This is a genomic window from Flavobacterium piscisymbiosum (genome assembly GCF_020905295.1).
GTDB classification, from domain to species: Bacteria; Bacteroidota; Bacteroidia; order Flavobacteriales; family Flavobacteriaceae; genus Flavobacterium; species Flavobacterium piscisymbiosum.
Window position 1 is genome coordinate 5,456,477 of the sequence record NZ_JAJJMM010000001.1, and the last position, 14,633, is coordinate 5,471,109.

The 14,633-nt window shown below is 32.2% G+C and carries 17 protein-coding genes; 8 read left to right on the forward strand and 9 right to left on the reverse strand.

What is annotated here, in order from left to right; translation table 11 throughout:
* Positions 1–36: 36 nt before the first annotated feature.
* The 7 genes from LNP81_RS22985 to pyrR form a co-directional block, all read right to left on the reverse strand.
* Positions 37–540, reverse strand: a complete 504-nt coding sequence (locus LNP81_RS22985) for a CAP domain-containing protein (protein ID WP_230039611.1) — start codon at positions 538–540, stop codon at positions 37–39.
* Positions 541–712: 172 nt separating this feature from the next.
* Entirely contained in the window at positions 713–1,357 is a 645-nt protein-coding gene (pdxH, locus tag LNP81_RS22990) for a pyridoxamine 5'-phosphate oxidase (RefSeq protein ID WP_230039612.1), read from the reverse strand.
* 172 nt (positions 1,358–1,529) lie between these two features.
* Positions 1,530–2,435, reverse strand: coding sequence for a ribonuclease Z (locus tag LNP81_RS22995; protein WP_230039613.1), 906 nt, complete (start codon positions 2,433–2,435; stop codon positions 1,530–1,532).
* Between the two features lie 163 nt (positions 2,436–2,598).
* On the reverse strand, positions 2,599–2,931 hold the full coding sequence (locus LNP81_RS23000) for a ribonuclease Z (RefSeq protein ID WP_230039614.1): 333 nt from the start codon (positions 2,929–2,931) through the stop codon (positions 2,599–2,601).
* 289 nt (positions 2,932–3,220) lie between these two features.
* On the reverse strand, positions 3,221–4,147 hold the full coding sequence (locus tag LNP81_RS23005) for an aspartate carbamoyltransferase catalytic subunit (RefSeq protein WP_029273654.1): 927 nt from the start codon (positions 4,145–4,147) through the stop codon (positions 3,221–3,223).
* An 85-nt stretch (positions 4,148–4,232) separates the two neighbouring features.
* Positions 4,233–4,874: a DUF6891 domain-containing protein gene (locus tag LNP81_RS23010; protein WP_230039615.1), complete on the reverse strand. Its 642-nt coding sequence runs from the start codon at positions 4,872–4,874 to the stop codon at positions 4,233–4,235.
* Positions 4,875–4,989: 115 nt separating this feature from the next.
* The gene (gene pyrR, locus LNP81_RS23015) at positions 4,990–5,529 is read right to left on the reverse strand and encodes a bifunctional pyr operon transcriptional regulator/uracil phosphoribosyltransferase PyrR (RefSeq protein WP_078005278.1); all 540 of its coding nucleotides are present in this window, start codon (positions 5,527–5,529) and stop codon (positions 4,990–4,992) included.
* A 261-nt stretch (positions 5,530–5,790) separates the two neighbouring features.
* On the opposite strand from pyrR, the gene LNP81_RS23020 reads away from it, so the two are divergent.
* The 6 genes from LNP81_RS23020 (at position 5,791) to LNP81_RS23040 (ending at position 9,920) form a co-directional block, all read left to right on the forward strand.
* A complete protein-coding gene (locus tag LNP81_RS23020; RefSeq protein ID WP_230039616.1) occupies positions 5,791–6,447 on the forward strand; it encodes a hypothetical protein in 657 nt (218 codons plus the stop codon).
* Between the two features lie 142 nt (positions 6,448–6,589).
* Entirely contained in the window at positions 6,590–7,669 is a 1,080-nt protein-coding gene (locus LNP81_RS23025; RefSeq protein ID WP_230039617.1) for a hypothetical protein, read from the forward strand.
* A 9-nt stretch (positions 7,670–7,678) separates the two neighbouring features.
* Positions 7,679–7,771 (forward strand): VOC family protein, encoded by a 93-nt coding sequence (locus LNP81_RS27485; RefSeq protein WP_346432746.1) that lies wholly within the window; start codon positions 7,679–7,681, stop codon positions 7,769–7,771.
* A 1-nt stretch (position 7,772) separates the two neighbouring features.
* Complete coding sequence (locus LNP81_RS23030) at positions 7,773–8,078, forward strand: VOC family protein (protein WP_230039618.1); 306 nt, start codon at positions 7,773–7,775, stop codon at positions 8,076–8,078.
* Between the two features lie 535 nt (positions 8,079–8,613).
* On the forward strand, positions 8,614–9,567 hold the full coding sequence (locus LNP81_RS23035; RefSeq protein WP_230039619.1) for a Fic family protein: 954 nt from the start codon (positions 8,614–8,616) through the stop codon (positions 9,565–9,567).
* Between the two features lie 176 nt (positions 9,568–9,743).
* Positions 9,744–9,920: a hypothetical protein gene (locus LNP81_RS23040; protein WP_173969674.1), complete on the forward strand. Its 177-nt coding sequence runs from the start codon at positions 9,744–9,746 to the stop codon at positions 9,918–9,920.
* A 60-nt stretch (positions 9,921–9,980) separates the two neighbouring features.
* Here LNP81_RS23040 and LNP81_RS23045 read toward each other — a convergent pair whose 3' ends face one another.
* Complete coding sequence (locus tag LNP81_RS23045) at positions 9,981–11,600, reverse strand: ABC-F family ATP-binding cassette domain-containing protein (RefSeq protein ID WP_072964944.1); 1,620 nt, start codon at positions 11,598–11,600, stop codon at positions 9,981–9,983.
* A 269-nt stretch (positions 11,601–11,869) separates the two neighbouring features.
* On the opposite strand from LNP81_RS23045, the gene LNP81_RS23050 reads away from it, so the two are divergent.
* The gene (locus LNP81_RS23050) at positions 11,870–12,853 is read left to right on the forward strand and encodes a virulence RhuM family protein (protein WP_230039620.1); all 984 of its coding nucleotides are present in this window, start codon (positions 11,870–11,872) and stop codon (positions 12,851–12,853) included.
* Between the two features lie 166 nt (positions 12,854–13,019).
* Here LNP81_RS23050 and LNP81_RS23055 read toward each other — a convergent pair whose 3' ends face one another.
* Positions 13,020–13,793 (reverse strand): TlpA family protein disulfide reductase, encoded by a 774-nt coding sequence (locus LNP81_RS23055; protein WP_230039621.1) that lies wholly within the window; start codon positions 13,791–13,793, stop codon positions 13,020–13,022.
* A 97-nt stretch (positions 13,794–13,890) separates the two neighbouring features.
* Between LNP81_RS23055 and LNP81_RS23060 the strand changes: the two genes are divergently transcribed.
* Positions 13,891–14,631, forward strand: coding sequence for a prolipoprotein diacylglyceryl transferase (locus tag LNP81_RS23060; protein ID WP_230039622.1), 741 nt, complete (start codon positions 13,891–13,893; stop codon positions 14,629–14,631).
* Positions 14,632–14,633: the final 2 nt, after the last annotated feature.

Consider the following 14,633-nt stretch of genomic DNA (forward strand, 5'->3'; position numbering starts at 1 on the left):
GCAACGACTACTAAAAACCAACCAGTCCAATAATATTTAAATTTTAGCGAAGATATTCGTATAGTATTTTTTTCCTGTTTTCGCATCAGTTGTTACTGATAAACCAAAATGAGTAAAATCGCCTACGATATTTTCTTTATGTCCGGGGCTGTCAAGCCACGCTCTTACTGCTGCTTCAGAAGTTTTGTAATTGTAAGCAACATTCTCACCTACTTTTTTAGCTCCTAAAACGCTAATAATATTGTTCGAACGCGAAGTAAAATCATTATGATCCACAACATTGTTGGCAATCATATAATTATTATGCTCTTCACATTTAAACGAAATATGATTTATTTTTTCTAATGCATTTAAACCAATACTTACCCTGTAATCGTTGATAAGTTTCATGGTTTCGATCTCTGAATCGTTATACGCGTAGTTCGTAATCAGAGTTTCGGTTGTAGTACTATTGTCTGTTCCCTCGGCACTATCTGCAGAGCATGAGTTCATTGCAATAGAAATTACAACGAACATCATGGCACACATCATCTTTTTCATAATCAATAGCAGTTAAAATTAAAGTAAATGTTGGGGCAAATTCCTTAAAATATATTTTAAAAATAAATTGTCTCGTTTTTCTTATTCAAACGTATTCAATTTATCGGCAAACTGCAAAAATAATCGATGAAATACATATTTATTTATTTATTAAATATAAAATTCTTACAAACTAAGAAGATAATCGCTCAATCTTCCAGGAATAATCAGATTGGCTTTGGTAACGTATTCTGTCATGTAGTCTATTAGGTCTTCCCTGCCAAAATTCAACCTCTAAAGGAGTTACTAAATATCCGCCCCAATTTTCAGGTCTTGGAATTGATTTTCCTTCAAATTCTGCTTCCAGTTTCTTTAAATTTTCTTCTAAAAAAGTTCTCGACGGAATCACTTCACTCTGATGTGAAACAATCGCGCCCAACTTACTTCCTTCAGGACGGGAATCAAAATAACCATCAGATATATTCTCAGAAGTTTTTTGTGCAATTCCTTTTATAATAACCTGACGTTCCATTTCCTGCCAAAAGAAAGACAAACAAACATGAGGATTTGCCTCAATTGCTTTTCCTTTTTCAGATTTATAATTGGTATAAAAAATGAAACCTTCCTCCGTGAATTTCTTTAATAAAACCACTCTCGATTTCGGAAAACCATCTAATCCAATCGTAGAAACTGTCATAGCATTCACTTCTCCGCTTCCGCCGAAATCTTCGACTTCATGAAACCATCTGTTAAAAAGATTAATGGGATCTTCGGGAATATTGGTTTCTAATAATTCACTCTTTTCGTAAGATTTTCTATAATTGCTTAAATCATTCATGGAAATATATTTTAGATTTCTGATTTTAGATTTTAGATTTTTTTGGATGGCCTAAAAACTAAGAATACTTATTTATTATTTTAGATTTCTGTCCCGAAGTCTCGGGATAGATTTTAAATCAAAACTTCAATCACATTTACTTAGAACCTTAGCAACTTAGCACCTCATAATCTTAGAATTCAAAACTTCTCCCGTCATCGCCTAAAAGTACGTTTGGGAAAATTTCTGCAGCTTCTTCTTTAAAACGTTCAATGCCATCATATCGTGTAGAATAATGACCTAAAACCAAATGTTTTGCATTGGCTTTAAGGGCAATTTTCGCTGCTTCTTTGGCTGTTGAATGCAATGTTTTCAGTGCCAAAGGAGCTTCTGATTCTAAAAAAGTAGATTCGTGATACAACACATCAACATCTTTTATAATCGGAATTATTGCTTCATGATAAACGGTATCGGAACAAAAAGCATAACTCATCGCGGGAATAGGATCGAAAGATAATTTCTCATTTTCAATTACTGTTCCGTCATCGAGTGTCACATCTCCCCCGCCCTTTATTTTTTGATAATAAGCGGTATGAATATCATATTGCTGAACAGCCTCAACATTCAGTTTTCTGTCTCCGGGTTTTTCCTGAAACAAAAATCCGTTCGTGTAAACGCGATGTTTCAGCGGAATGGTTTTTACGATAACCTTTGTATCTTCAAAAATAACTTCACTTTCTTTTGACTCTAATTCATGAAAAAACAAACTATAAGTCGTCCAGGATTCTGTCAGTTTCAATTGAAGAAGAATTAATTCTTTAATTCCTTTTGGTCCGTAAATGTGCAGATCAGTTGTTCTGCCCAAAAGTGAAAAAGTCGAAATAGTACCAATTAATCCGTAAAGATGATCTCCGTGCAAATGCGAAATAAAAATGTGATTAATCTTAGAGAATTTAATCTTGTTTTTACGCAATTGTACCTGAGTTCCTTCGCCACAATCAATTAAAAACAATTTGTTCTTAATTTCTAAAACCTGCGAAGTCGGGTTGGTAAGTGTTCTGGGAGTTGCGGCATAACAGCCAAGTATGGTTAATTTCATTTTAAATTTTAGATTGTTGATTTTAGATTCTTTTCGATTTTAGATTTTAGACTGTAGATTTTAGATTAAAAAAATTAGAATTAATCTGCAATCTAAAAATCAAAAGCCTAGATTCAGGCATTAAAAAATCTAAAATCTGATCCCGAAGCCTCGGGACTAAAATCTAAAATCCTAAGTCTCTTTCGATTTCTTCCATTTCGATAATATCGTGTGCTTCTAAAAGAGAAGGCACTACGGTTAGTTTATCTGAAACGGCATTAAAGTCAAGATCAGCAACTACAATTACAAACGACTTTTTAGCTTTTTTTTGCTGTTTTGCAAGTGGTAAAAAAAGCTTCACTTCTTTTTCAGTCAAACCTGAATCTGCTGATAAATCGATTATAATATTTTGTTTTTCAAAGGTTTTAAATTGCTGCGTTACTTTTTCCAGAAAAGCATTAAAATCTCCCTGTGTATTTTTAATTGTAACGGTATGTCCTTTTTGATCTACTTTCATCTTCTTATTTATAGGCGCTATTGTGAGAGCTAAGGTACAAATTTTTTAGTTTTTATTTTTTGTTTCATGTAGAAATGAGATTTTACCGCAAAGTTCGCTAAGATTTTTAACCAATAATGCGTCAGGAAAACACAAAGTTCGCAAAGCTGCTTCAACAAAGCTTTGTGGTGAAAATTTTGTTCCAAGTTTCAGGTTCAGGTTGTCAGGCTGAGCAAAGTCGAAGCCCTTTGCGCTTATCCTTCGACTTCGCTCAGGATGACATACGTATTGAAACAAAATTAAACTAAACCTATTGAATCTTAGACGCCAATAAATAAATCACTGCCATTCTAATCGCTACACCGTTTTCTACCTGATTCAGAATTACAGAATGATCAGAGTCTGCAACTTCAGAGGTAATCTCTACTCCTCTGTTGATTGGTCCGGGGTGCATGATCACGATTTCTTTTCCCAGAGAATCTAATAAAGGTTTGTCTACTCCGTATTGTTGTGCGTATTCACGTGTTGAAGGGAAGAAATTCACATCCATACGTTCGTTTTGTACACGAAGCATATTGGCAACGTCACACCATTCTAAGGCTTTACGCAAATTTGGTTCGACTGTAACTCCCAGTGATTCGATATATCTTGGGATTAATGTTTTTGGTCCGCAAACTTTTACTTCGGCACCTTGCATTTGCAAAGCATATATATTGGATAAGGCTACTCTCGAATGCAGAATATCACCTACAATAACTACTTTTTTACCGGCTACATCTCCCAGTTTTTCTCTGATCGAATAACTATCAAGCAAAGCCTGCGTAGGATGTTCGTGTGCACCGTCTCCAGCATTTACGATACTGGCTTTGACATTTTTGGATAAAAAATAAGCCGCTCCGGGATTGGAGTGGCGCATTACAACCATGTCTACTTTCATGGAAAGGATATTATTTACAGTATCGATCAGGGTTTCTCCTTTTTTAACCGAAGACTGAGCTGCCGAAAAACTGATAACATCAGCAGATAATCGTTTTTGAGCCAACTCGAACGAAAGTTTTGTTCTGGTACTATTTTCGAAGAAAATATTGGCAATGGTAATATCTCGTAATGAAGGAACTTTTTTAATAGGTCTGTTAATGACTTCTTTAAAATGATCGGCAGTTTCAAAAATCAGGTTAATATCATTCTCGTTGATGTATTTTATTCCTAATAAATGATTTACGCTTAATTCTTTCATTTTTATTTCTTTAATATTTATTTGTCAAATTCATGAATTTCTGAAAATATTCAGTTCTTCAATGCTTATTTAAGGAGCAGCAACTCTATTGAACCATTCTGTCTACCACTTCACTGTAATCCTGGAGATCTCTTGCGTCTTCATCAAAAATCTTTTGCCATCTGAAACCCGGAATTTCAATTTTAGTTCTTGCAGAGCCATCCCATTTTATTTTAAAATCGTTGTTTATTAAAACTTCGGCAACTCTTTTTCCTACTTCTATCGTCGTTGCATCATCAGAATTATCTACTTTCTGAAAAGCGATAAACAAACTTGGATTTTCAACAGCGATTGCTCTTGCTAAATCTTGTTCGTGATAAAAACAATAACCATCAGACTCTATTTCGTTTTCCTGCAATTCTCTTTCAACTTCAACCACTTCATATTCACCATCTGTTGTGGTGTAACCTGCATTATGAAGTGCCAAAATATTCTCGTCACACAATTCATCAAACGCATTTATTAGCCTTTCAGTATCTGTTGGACTTTCCCATTGTTTACTTTCTGACAGTAACTTTTGGTATTCTTCTCTTATTTTATCAAAAGCCCACTCTTCTGAGATTTCATCTGCAAATTCGTTGTCTTCAATTTCTTCTATAATGTTCTCCTGAATCTCATCGAGAGAAAGAAATCCCATTCTGACCTGATTAAAAATTGATTCATAAATAAACGCTTCATTCTCTGTCATATTTTTTTGTTTAATCGTTTATTTGTTGGTTTGTTCATTTGTTTAAGCGTTTATTTGCTATACCGGTAATCGTTTCTTTCCGATTAAACGATTAAACAAATTACCGATTAAACTTTTAATTCGTTATCAGATAAACAGCGTCCTCGCCTTCATTTTCTTTCCAGCTTACTTTTACTTTTTCGTCATTTATAGCATCAACCTGACGACCACGATAATCGGGCTGAATAGGTAAATTACGGCTAAAACGTCTGTCGATTAACACTAATAATTCGATTTCTGAAGGTCTCCCAAAAGACTGAATTGCGGTCAAGGCAGAACGAATGCTTCGTCCGGTAAACAATACATCATCGATAAAAATGACTTTCTTGTTTTCGACTATAAAATTTATTTGTGTTTTATTGGCTTCCAGCGGTTTATCAGTACGACGAAAATCATCTCTAAAAAAAGTGATGTCCAGATAGCCCAAAGAAATCTCCGGAACCTGATATTCGTTTTCTAATATTTGTTTTAAACGTTCAGCTAAAAAAACGCCTCTTGGCTGAATCCCAACTAAAATAGTATCCGAGAAATCAAGGTGTTTTTCGATTAACTGACAAGCCAAACGATGGAGTATGATAGTAACTTCTTTTGAATTAAGTAATACTTTTTGGCTCATAATTAAGTGTAATGTTTGGTTGGGCAAATATACGAAATCAGAATTTATTTGTTGGGGTGTTGAGTGGGGAAATATTTTTTTATTGATTACTAGTTGGAAATTATACTTACAAACAATTCCCATATTCCAATATTGAAATAAAATTTATACTTTAGCTAATTAGAGAATAAATATATAATATTCACAATCAATGTAGAATTTATTAAAAACGACTGATATAAAATAAGTCGTTATTTGAAATTCATCCTATAATTCAATAAAATGAAAAAAATCAAATTTTTAATCATTAGTTTTTTGCTCTTTATATTATTAATAGGTTTTTTACTTTTTTTCACATGCTGGTCAGATAGTACTAAATCTTTAATAAGTCAATATGCAGGAATAATTGTCACTGGAATTGGTTTTATAATTGCCATTTATCAATTACGCTTATCTACAAATCAGTACTTCGAAGATTTAGAAAAGAAAAAAAAAGATTATTTAGATCTAACAATTGATATAAAATCTATAGATACGTTTCATTCTGTAAAAACTCAAGTAGTAAATAAATCTGGCGAAGATAAAGAAATTGATTATTCTTTTTTACTTATAACTAAACAAGATGAAAATATTATTGAAAAAACGCAATCTATCCTTCAATACCTAGATCTTAATTTAAAGATTACTTGTACTAACAATTTCAACTACTTTAAAAATTATATACCAGAACCATTATTTATTAATAATTCTATTGGGATTGTTCCAATGGAGTTTTATTTTAGTGAAAATATTGCTATTGGAAATGAAAATCCTAGTTACACATACTCTTTTAATAATGACAAGATAAAATTACAAGAAGGAATATATTCTGTTAGATTTTTTATTTTTCCAAAAGAAGGCTATCATAGAAGCACAGTAGATAGTTTAATTATTAAATAAACTTATCCACTTAAAATAATCATAGTTAAATAGAACTGATCAGATATACCGACCTGAGATTCTTTACACTCCTAAAGCTTATAGTTTTATCGATCTTATAAGAACATATTACTTTATTAGAGTAAATAACACATAAAAAAGAATGATAAATCCTGATTTTAGCAAAAACACTATTGATACATTAGCAAAAAGAGCAGCTTATAAATGTTCAAATCCTGATTGCAGAGTGCTTACTATTGGTCCAAATTCTAATCCTGAGAAATCAACAAAAATAGGAGAAGCAGCCCACATCTACGGAGCAAGGATTGGCTCTAAAAGATATATCCATAAAATGACAGATCTTGCAAGAGCAGAAATTACCAATTCAATCTGGTTATGTAGAAATTGTCATAAACTAATTGACACGGACGAACATAAATATTCTGCCAACATTTTATTCGCTTGGAGAGAAAAACATGAAGGATATATCGCTTCTTCTTTAGGAAATAGCACTGACCTGATATTATACGAAGAACAAAATTCTACCCTTATAGATTTTAACAATTACTCCCCAATCATCAAACGAATTATAATTGACAAACCTGACGGATGGGAATTTAGATTAACAGCTGAACTCATGAGATTTTTAAATGATCCTCTTTTTAGAAAACTTAAGGATTTAAAAAAGGGATTGTATTTAAAACCATTAGAAAATATTGATGCCGACCAAGCATTCAATTGGATTCAAGAAAGACTAGTTGAGCTAACAAAAATTTCAACTCCTGCTGTCGGATTGCTAGACAGCCTAACTAAAAGTTGGGGGAGACCTGGAGAAACCGGAGATCTGAAAGAAATTCATCACGTTACTAAACTCATTAAAGAATATTTAGAACATGTTATAGCATTTGAAGAAAGAATTCTATTTGTAAATGTTCCTAAAGAATATGAAAAAGCTGTTCATTTACTTCAAAATCTGATTGGTTCACAGGCTGAGAAATTATCAATTATTCCTTTAGAACTAGATGCTATTGTTTCAATTATCCAAAATCCTCAAAAAGAAAATAACATTCCTCCAATAATTAAAAAGGAAATCATTTTTGAGATACCAGATTCTTGGCAAAAAGAATTTAATAATGAGATCACTAAATTAAGAAGAAATTCAAATTTCACTAATACAAAGAGTTCTACTGGTTGTCTCGTAGCTTTAATAATGATAATAGCATTTATAATTTATATCTTTTAACTTAAAATCATGAAAGTAAAAGTAATAGGAATCCCAGTCCAAGACCAGGAAAAGGCATTACAATTTTATACTACAAAATTGGGTTTTATAAAAAAAACATGATGTGCCTTTAGGCGAAGGTAACAGATGGTTAACGGTAGTTTCTAAAGACGAACCAGATGGCGTTGAAGTTTTATTAGAACCATCACCCAATCATTTTGAACCAGCAAAAACATATCAAAAAGCATTATTTGAAGCCGGAATTCCGTACACGCAATTTAATGTAGATAATCTCCAGGAAGAATTTGAACGTCTTGTACATCTTGGCGTAGAATTTAGCATGAAACCAACTGAAATGGGAAATGTGAAAATTGTCATTTTGGATGATACTTGCGGGAATAAAATTCAGTTGATTGAAATGTTATCGTAATATTCCGTTACACTATTTACATTAAAAATGCCAGTCCCAGAGGGACGTTATATTTATAGCAATTTATATAACGTTTCATAAGAACCCGCCGCAGCGGGTGGCATATGCTCGCAATCAAAAAAGATATCGCTCCGCTGGAGCTTTTGCCAATCGAACGCATTAATTAGCTATAAACATGACGCTCCGTTGAAGCTTTTCTCTACAAGGGATAGTAATTTTCATTATCAAAAAACATTTGCAAAAAAAAGATCAATCTGATTTTGTAATTTTAAAATTTCGTAGGAATGATTTATATTGTAGCAACGTAACGAGGCTTCGGGATTAATTTTTTGTATAATGGTTATCATTCTTTTTGACCGGATTAAAATCCAGCCCTACAATATGGGTCGAGCCTACGGCTCTTTTTTGAATATCTTGATATTTTTTGAATCAATTAGACCTATTTTTTTGTTGTTCAAATGATAGTATTTGAAATAAAATTAACTTCAATGATTAATAATTACTACTTTTGATAGTATCAAATGATAGTATCAAAATGAAACCTCCATACGAAATAACTCCCGAAATATTAAAATTAATCGTTTCTGTCTCTGAGAAAATCGGAGAAGTAAACGCAAAATATTTAGTTAAGCAAAACCCAACATTAAGAAAACAAAATAAGATAAAGACAATTCATTCTTCGTTAAGTATTGAAGGAAACACATTGTCTGAGGAACAAATTACTGCAATTCTTGAAAACAAGAGAGTTGTGGGACCTCAAAAAGATATCATTGAAGTCTTAAATGCTTTAGAGGTATATGATAACTTAAGTTCCTTAAAATACCAGTCGGAAAAAGATTTTTTGAAAGCTCATAAATTGTTAATGAAAAATCTAATTGAAGATCCTGGAACTTACAGAAAAAAAGGAGTTGGAATTGTAAAAGGCGCAAAAGTAGAACATATTGCACCGCCCGATCAAAACGTTCCTTTTTTGATGAAGGATTTATTCGAATATTTAAAAGATAAATCTGAAATCTCCTTAATAAAAAGTTGTGTATTTCATTACGAAATGGAATTCATTCATCCTTTTATGGACGGAAATGGAAGAATGGGAAGACTATGGCAAACCCTGATTTTGATGAGCGAATATAAATTATTTGAATTCCTGCCTTTCGAGACGTTAATTTCAAAAAATCAGGAAGAATATTATAAGATTTTATCGGTTTGTGACAAAGAAGGAAAATCAACTCATTTTATTTCCTATATGCTACAAATAATAGACACTTCGCTTTCGTCGTTGCTTGAAAATTCTACAAAAAAATTAAATGAAACTGAACGGTTAGAATTATTTATAGAAAACGTAAAAGAAGAATTCACTAGAAAAGATTATATGAAATATTTTAGTGATTTGTCATCTGCAACAGCCAGCAGAGATTTAAGGACAGGTGTAGAAAACCAAATTATTGAGAAAAGTGGCGATAAAAAAACAACAGTATACATCAAAAAATAATAAACTATTAATAGGTACGTGATCTAACAAAAAAAGACTATAACTATATCTAATCTCCAAATCATAGAACTTTCCCGCAAAATTATATAACACGTTTTTTTGTTGTTTGAAGTAATTTTAATCTAACGATAATTAGAATACAAAATTCTTTTTAAAACACTAAAAACAGCAAAATCATGCAAAAGAACATTACACGTTTGTTAATGGTATTCGTAATACTATTTTCATTTACAAGTTGCGAAGTTATTGGAGACATTTTTAAAGCCGGAATGGGATTCGGGATTTTTATCGTCATCTTTATTGTTGCGATAATCATCTTTATATTCGCTAAACTTTTTGGTGGTAAGAAATAAACATAAAAAAATCCCGATCATTTTACTGATCGGGATTTCTTTTTTATATAAAACTATGTTTTATTTCGCGTACATTTTTGTTCTTAATTCCTGAACTTTTTCGTCATCAAGGTATTCATCAAATGTCATATAACGGTCGATTGCTCCGTTTGGCGTAAGCTCCACTACTCTATTACCAACTGTTTGTGCAAACTCGTGGTCATGTGTAGTAAAAATTACAGATCCTTTGAAGTTTTTTAGCGAGTTGTTGAAAGCTGTAATCGACTCTAGATCTAAGTGATTCGTTGGCTCATCAAGCATTAGGATATTCGCTCTTTCCATCATCATTCTCGAAAGCATACAACGTACTTTTTCTCCTCCTGATAATACGCGGCTTGTTTTTAAAGCTTCTTCTCCAGAGAAAATCATTTTCCCTAAGAATCCTCTAATAAATACCTCATCGCGCTCTTCTTCTGTTTTTGCGTATTGACGTAACCAGTCTACCAATGTCAAATCGTTTTCAAAGAATGAATGATTTTCTGCCGGTAAATAAGCCTGATTGGTTGTAATTCCCCAATCGAAAGTTCCTGCATCTGCTTTTTGCTGATTGTTCAAAATTTCATAGAATGCTGTTGTAGCACGTGAATCTTTTGAAAAAAGAACGATTTTATCGCCTTTTGCCATATTCAAATCTACACCTTTAAACAAAAGATCTCCATCTACAGAAGCTTCTAAATTTTCTACATTCAATATCTGATCTCCAGCTTCACGATCCTGATCAAAAATAATCGCCGGATAACGACGGCTTGAAGGTTTGATATCTGAAATATTCAGTTTAGAAATCATTTTTTTACGAGAAGTTGCTTGTTTCGATTTGGCAACGTTCGCACTAAAACGACGAATAAATTCTTCTAATTCCTGTTTCTTTTCTTCGGCTTTTTTGTTTTGCTGTGCACGTTGTTTTGCCGCTAATTGGCTAGACTCGTACCAGAAAGTATAGTTTCCTGAATAATGATTGATTTTTCCAAAATCGATATCAGAAATATGTGTACAAACCGAATCTAAAAAGTGACGGTCGTGAGATACTACGATTACTGTATTTTCATAATTGGCTAAGAAATTTTCTAACCAAGAGATGGTTTCAAAATCCAAATCGTTGGTAGGCTCATCCATAATAAGCAAATCAGGATTTCCAAAAAGTGCTTGCGCCAAAAGCACACGAACTTTAATTTTTCCCTCAAGATCTCCCATTAAAGTATAATGATGCTCTTCGTTGATTCCTAAGTTAGACAACATCGATGCGGCATCAGAATCTGCGTTCCAACCGTTCATTTCTTCGAACTGAACCTGAAGTTCTCCAATTCTGTCTGCGTTTTTATCGTTGTAATCTAAATAAAGTTCATCCATTTCTTTTTTAACAGCGTACAAAACTTTATTTCCCATCAAAACAGTTTCCAAAACCGTATGCTCGTCGAACATGTTGTGATTTTGGTTTAAAACCGACATACGTTTTCCCGGTTCTAAATGAATGTGGCCAGAAGTTGGATCGATATCGCCCGAAATGATTTTTAGAAAAGTAGATTTTCCAGCACCATTGGCTCCAATAACTCCATAAATATTTCCGTGTGTGAATGTGGTATTTACTTCGTCAAACAAAATTCGTTTGCCAAATTGAACTGATAAATTATTGACTGTTAACATGAATGTCTTTTTAATTAATTTGGTGCAAAAGTACGAAAAAGGTTCTAAGTTGCAAAGGTGCTAAGGTTCTAAGTTTTTTTTATTGTAGAGGTTGTTTTTTCTACCATATAATTTATATAAGTACATTTAAACTATATTTATAGACTTCACGCTATCAAAACTGCTATACTTTATTCGCTTTTATATAAATAAGTTAAACTTATATTTTCTTATATAACTTAAATGGTTTAAAATTACAATTTTGCTTATCTTCACTTTTTATTAAAATTATGCAGGCTCCTATTTTATTATATCAAACTTCTCAATCTAATATAGAAGTTGAAGTAACTTATCTTGACGAAAGTTTTTGGCTCTCACAAAAGGCAATGGCTCAGTTGTTTGGAATTGAATCACATACGATAACATATCATTTAGGAAAAATATTTCAATCTAAAGAATTAGACAAAGATTCAGTTACTCGAAAAATTCGAGCAACTGCTTTGGATGGCAAAAATTATAATACTTTATTTTATAATCTCGATGCAATTATTGCGGTTGGTTACAGAGTAAATTCTAGCCAAGCTACACAATTTAGAATTTGGGCAACTAAAACACTAAAGGAATTCATCATCAAAGGATTTGTTCTAAATGATGAAATGCTTAAAAATGGAAAAGCTTTTGGTAAAGATTATTTTGAAGGATTACTGGAGCGTATTAGAGAAATTCGTTCCTCTGAAAGACGATTTTATCAAAAAATAACTGACATATATTCTCTTTCAGCAAATTATGAAAAAGAAAGTGCCGAAACTAAAACATTTTTTGCAACGGTACAAAATAAACTACATTGGGCTATAACCGGAAAAACTGCTGCTGAAATTATTTATACAGAAGCTGACGCTACTAAAATTTACATGGGACTTTCGACATGGAAAGATGCTCCCGACGGAAAAATTCAGAAAAGTGATGTAAGTGTTGCTAAAAATTATTTAAACGACGCACATCTTCAAGAGCTTAACCGAATTGTTTCTGCTTATTTAGATTTGGCTGAGAATTATGCAAAAAGACAAATAATTATGCAAATGGAAGACTGGAGTGTTTTCCTGAACAACTTTCTACAACTTTCAAGTTATCCAATTCTAAATGATAAGGGCAAAATTTCTCACTTAGAAGCTAAAATCAAAGCTGAAATGGAATTTAATAAATATAGAATTATTCAGGACAGGGAGTATTTGTCTGACTTTGATAAAGAGGTAATAAAGTTAAACAAGAAATAATTATTGCTTTCTTTCTCAAAAAATTTCACCATATAAGTTATATAAGTTCATTTAAACAAAAACTTACTAACCTAAAAAAGATGAAAAACTTTGCGTCTTTGTGACTTTGCGTGCAAATTTCACTAAACTTATAATACCTTATATCACTTATATGGTTTAACCCCAACTACAATTTACTTTCTTTCTCCAAAGCCACTTCTAAACTCTCAAAATTAGGCAGTACTTTTGCGATCATACCGTCTTTGTTCAGAATAAAATGTGTTGGGAATGAATTGAGCTGCAGAGCTTCATTCATATATACTTTCAGGTTTGGAACTACCGAATATTTTAAAGGTCGTTTCGTTAAAAAAGCCTTTAATTTTTCCGGTGAATCTTCGGCGAGACTTATAAACAGGATATCTTTTCGGTCTTTGTATTCGTCTGCTAGTTTATTTACCTGAGGAAATTCTTTGATGCAGGGCGTACAGTGAATGTACCAGCATTTTATGACAATTATTTTCCCTTTCATGGATTCATTTGTTATCAGATTCCCGTTTAAATCTTTGAAAGAGAATTTTGGAAAGGGAGTTCCTTCCATTTCGAAATTTTTGTGGGCATCGAAACCAATTTGATTGATGGTGGCTTTTATACTGGTATCTGAATTGGGCTGAATTTGGAATAGCTGATAATAATATTTTGAATCTTCTGATTTTAATCGGATTGGGATGAAGTTTTCGTTTGCCAATTGATTTAGGAAGGATTCTTTTGAAATTTCTTTTGAATTTGAATCTAATGCTATAAAATCTCTCGAAAGTATGATATTTTTGCTTTGGTACGCAGACCACTCTGTATATGTTTTTTGAATTTGAATTGGGTCTACTTCAGGGGTTTCGTATTTGCTTTGAGCAAAAGAAACATTGAAAATCAGAAATAAAAGAATAAGGTTAATTGATTTTTGCATGGAATTTTTAAGATACAATTGGGTTTCAAAAGTAAAAAATTAATCTTAAACATTTTTGATTAGATTTGCCTATATTCGCTAAAAATTCTGACTAAAAATGACATTCCCCTTTCAATTTGAAATCTTTGAAAAAACATTTTACTGGCATTTTATATTTGAAACTTTGGCTTTTTTTGTTGGCATCAGAATCTATTATTTTCTAAAAAAAAGAATTCAGGATCCCATATCAGACACGAATCGTTTGATCATTATGATTGGTGCCATGATTGGAGCCTTAATAGGTTCAAGAGTAATTGCTTTACTCGAAAATCCATCACAAATTGCTCATCAGACTTTTTTAAGTTTATATCAAAATAAAACTGTGGCCGGAGGATTTTTAGGAGGATTATTGGGTGTTGAATTAATTAAAAAATGCATTGGTGTAAAAATTGCTTCGGGAGATTTATATGTAATCCCAATTATCGTGGCATTATTTATTGGCCGAATTGGCTGTTTTTCAATGGGAATTGCTGAACCTACCTTTGGTAACGAAACGACATTTTTTACTGGAATGAATTTAGGTGACGGATTAAAAAGACATCCGATTGCTTTATACGAAATGGTATTTATGATTTTGCTTTTTATTTTTTTTGAAAAGATAAAAACTAAAAACCTGATTAATGGTGACCGATTTAAGCTTTTTATGGTTTTATATTTCCTCTTTCGATTTTTAGTCGAATTCATAAAACCTTACGAACCTTTATTTCTTCATTTAAGCAGTATTCAATGGAGTTCTATATTTATTTTTGGATATTACTGGAAGTTTCTTTGCCGAATATTTGCCTTTAAAAACAATTAAAA